Source organism: Winogradskyella pacifica (genome assembly GCF_003386275.1).
Taxonomy (GTDB): domain Bacteria; phylum Bacteroidota; class Bacteroidia; order Flavobacteriales; family Flavobacteriaceae; genus Winogradskyella; species Winogradskyella pacifica.
The window spans coordinates 409-2,655 of record NZ_QREI01000027.1 but is presented as its reverse complement, the minus strand read 5'-3'; the positions used below and the strand labels follow the sequence as shown (position 1 = coordinate 2,655).

The following is a 2,247-nucleotide window of genomic DNA, read 5'->3' as shown; positions in this document are numbered from 1 at the left end:
TAGCTAAATCGGGATTAATATATGATGGAAATTATAAAAGTACTTTAGTGAAAAATTAATGAGTTTTTACTTGTTTTTTGCCACAGTACTTTGTTGGCAGTAGTATTTTGTTCCGTTTGTAATTTATAATCAATAAATGAAATCAAATTCCATAATCCTTCTGTTGGTCGTTGAGTACATTCAATAGCTTTTGTATATAGATTTGTTTTTATATTTAATTCATAATTTGCTCCATCGAAACCAGCAAATTCATACTTGTCTTCGTATTTGTCAAACTGCAAAATTTCCAAATATTTTTCTAGTTGATTAAAAGTTGAATCAGAAAATGTTACTGTTTCCAATTCATATTTGTTTTCTGCTCTTCTATATTCTATTTTTTTGTCCTGAGTAATAGTCAAATCTCTTAGACCTGAAGAGGAAAGAAAGGTGGGTCTTATTTTTATTTGTAGCTCTAATATTTCTAAACCATTTTTTTTAATTGAATCTTTTTTAAATAAAGTAATATTATTAAGGTATCTATCTAAGGATATAAATTCTAGTTTTCCATTTAGTTCACTTTTTAGATAGTACTTCTCAATTTCATCAAAATCGTCTATAAATAGTAGTTCAATCTCATTATGTAATTTCAATTTACCAACTTCGTCAAGATTTGATTCTTTTTCAAATAAGCGTTTTTTTATAAATGTAGAATCTTTGAAATGAAATTCATTACATAGCGAATCAATCCAAACAGTATTTTTTAAATCATTAAATGTGTTCAGTTTGTCCGATTTCATATTGCAATTTGAAAACAGAACACAAATAAATAAAATAATAATTATTCTCATAGATTGGGTTTGCGATATTACTGCCAACGTGTTTGTGTATGATTTCGTTGCGTGTTTAAGCACTAAAGTTAGCAAATAAATCACAGATAGAAAGTCCGCGAGGACTTTCGTAAGTAGGCTATAACTAGCAATGAATTATACACGGTGTTCTACGCAGTTTTTTCTCCGTTCTGTATCAAATCTGTCACTTTTTTAATTCCGCAACCAATTACAAAAATTCGAGTTCTCCAATCGTTTATTCCACCATAAGGAATTCTGTCAGTCCAATATTCCACTTCACGCTTATTAAGTTCAGATATTATTCTTTCTACTTCTTCTTTTTCTTTAAAAATTCCGATTCCATTCCGATTTGCGTGTTCGTCTGCTTTAATTTGTTTTAGAGCATATTTTACAGCATCTTTTTCCGTTGGGAAATATTCAAGTGTCGTTTTTTCTCCACGTTCCGTATAATACCATTGGTAAAGTCCGCCATTATTTTCAATTCCACAACCTTCATAGATGAAATTTCCATTTATACTATAACTATTCATTGGATAACAATTGTCTTTTAGCCATTGAGCCAATTCTAATTCAGTTTCTATTTCGGTTTCGTTTTTCAAATTGCGCAGATTTAGTTCTGTCGTTTTATTCAGTTTCAATTTCGGTTATTCTTTTCTTTCTTAAAAATCTAAAAAATTTGAATTTAAAAACAATTTTCGTTGGTTTGGTCAAATTGCGTAGAACGTGTTTGTGTATGATTTCGTTGCGTGTTTAAGCACTAAAGTTAGCAAATAAATCACAGATAGAAAGTCCGCGAGGACTTTCGTAAGTAGGCTATAACTAGCAATGAATTATACACGGTGTTCTACGCAGTTTTTTCTCCGTTCTGTATCAAATCTGTCACTTTTTTAATTCCGCAACCAATTACAAAAATTCGAGTTCTCCAATCGTTTATTCCACCATAAGGAATTCTGTCAGTCCAATATTCCACTTCACGCTTATTAAGTTCAGATATTATTCTTTCTACTTCTTCTTTTTCTTTAAAAATTCCGATTCCATTCCGATTTGCGTGTTCGTCTGCTTTAATTTGTTTTAGAGCATATTTTACAGCATCTTTTTCCGTTGGGAAATATTCAAGTGTCGTTTTTTCTCCACGTTCCGTATAATACCATTGGTAAAGTCCGCCATTATTTTCAATTCCACAACCTTCATAGATGAAATTTCCATTTATACTATAACTATTCATTGGATAACAATTGTCTTTTAGCCATTGAGCCAATTCTAATTCAGTTTCTATTTCGGTTTCGTTTTTCAAATTGCGCAGATTTAGTTCTGTCGTTTTATTCAGTTTCAATTTCGGTTATTCTTTTCTTTCTTAAAAATCTAAAAAATTTGAATTTAAAAACAATTTTCGTTGGTTTGGTCAAATTGCGTAGAACGG

At 30.3% G+C, this 2,247-nt stretch carries 3 protein-coding genes; all 3 read right to left on the bottom strand.

From position 1 onward, the window contains the following. Positions 1–44: 44 nt before the first annotated feature. The 3 genes from DFQ09_RS18545 to DFQ09_RS18535 all read right to left on the bottom strand — a co-directional run bounded on the left by DFQ09_RS18545 (position 45) and on the right by DFQ09_RS18535 (position 2,121). Positions 45–776, bottom strand: coding sequence for a hypothetical protein (locus DFQ09_RS18545; protein ID WP_115813102.1), 732 nt, complete (start codon positions 774–776; stop codon positions 45–47). 200 nt (positions 777–976) lie between these two features. After that, the gene (locus DFQ09_RS18540) at positions 977–1,426 is read right to left on the bottom strand and encodes a hypothetical protein (protein ID WP_147298381.1); all 450 of its coding nucleotides are present in this window, start codon (positions 1,424–1,426) and stop codon (positions 977–979) included. A gap of 245 nt (positions 1,427–1,671) precedes the next feature. After that, positions 1,672–2,121 (bottom strand): hypothetical protein, encoded by a 450-nt coding sequence (locus DFQ09_RS18535; protein ID WP_147298381.1) that lies wholly within the window; start codon positions 2,119–2,121, stop codon positions 1,672–1,674. Positions 2,122–2,247 lie beyond the last annotated feature (126 nt).

Coding starts and splice junctions, on each gene's coding strand:
- DFQ09_RS18545 (WP_115813102.1), bottom strand. CDS start 776: ATGAAATCGGACAAACTGAACACATTTAATGATTTAAAAAATACTGTT.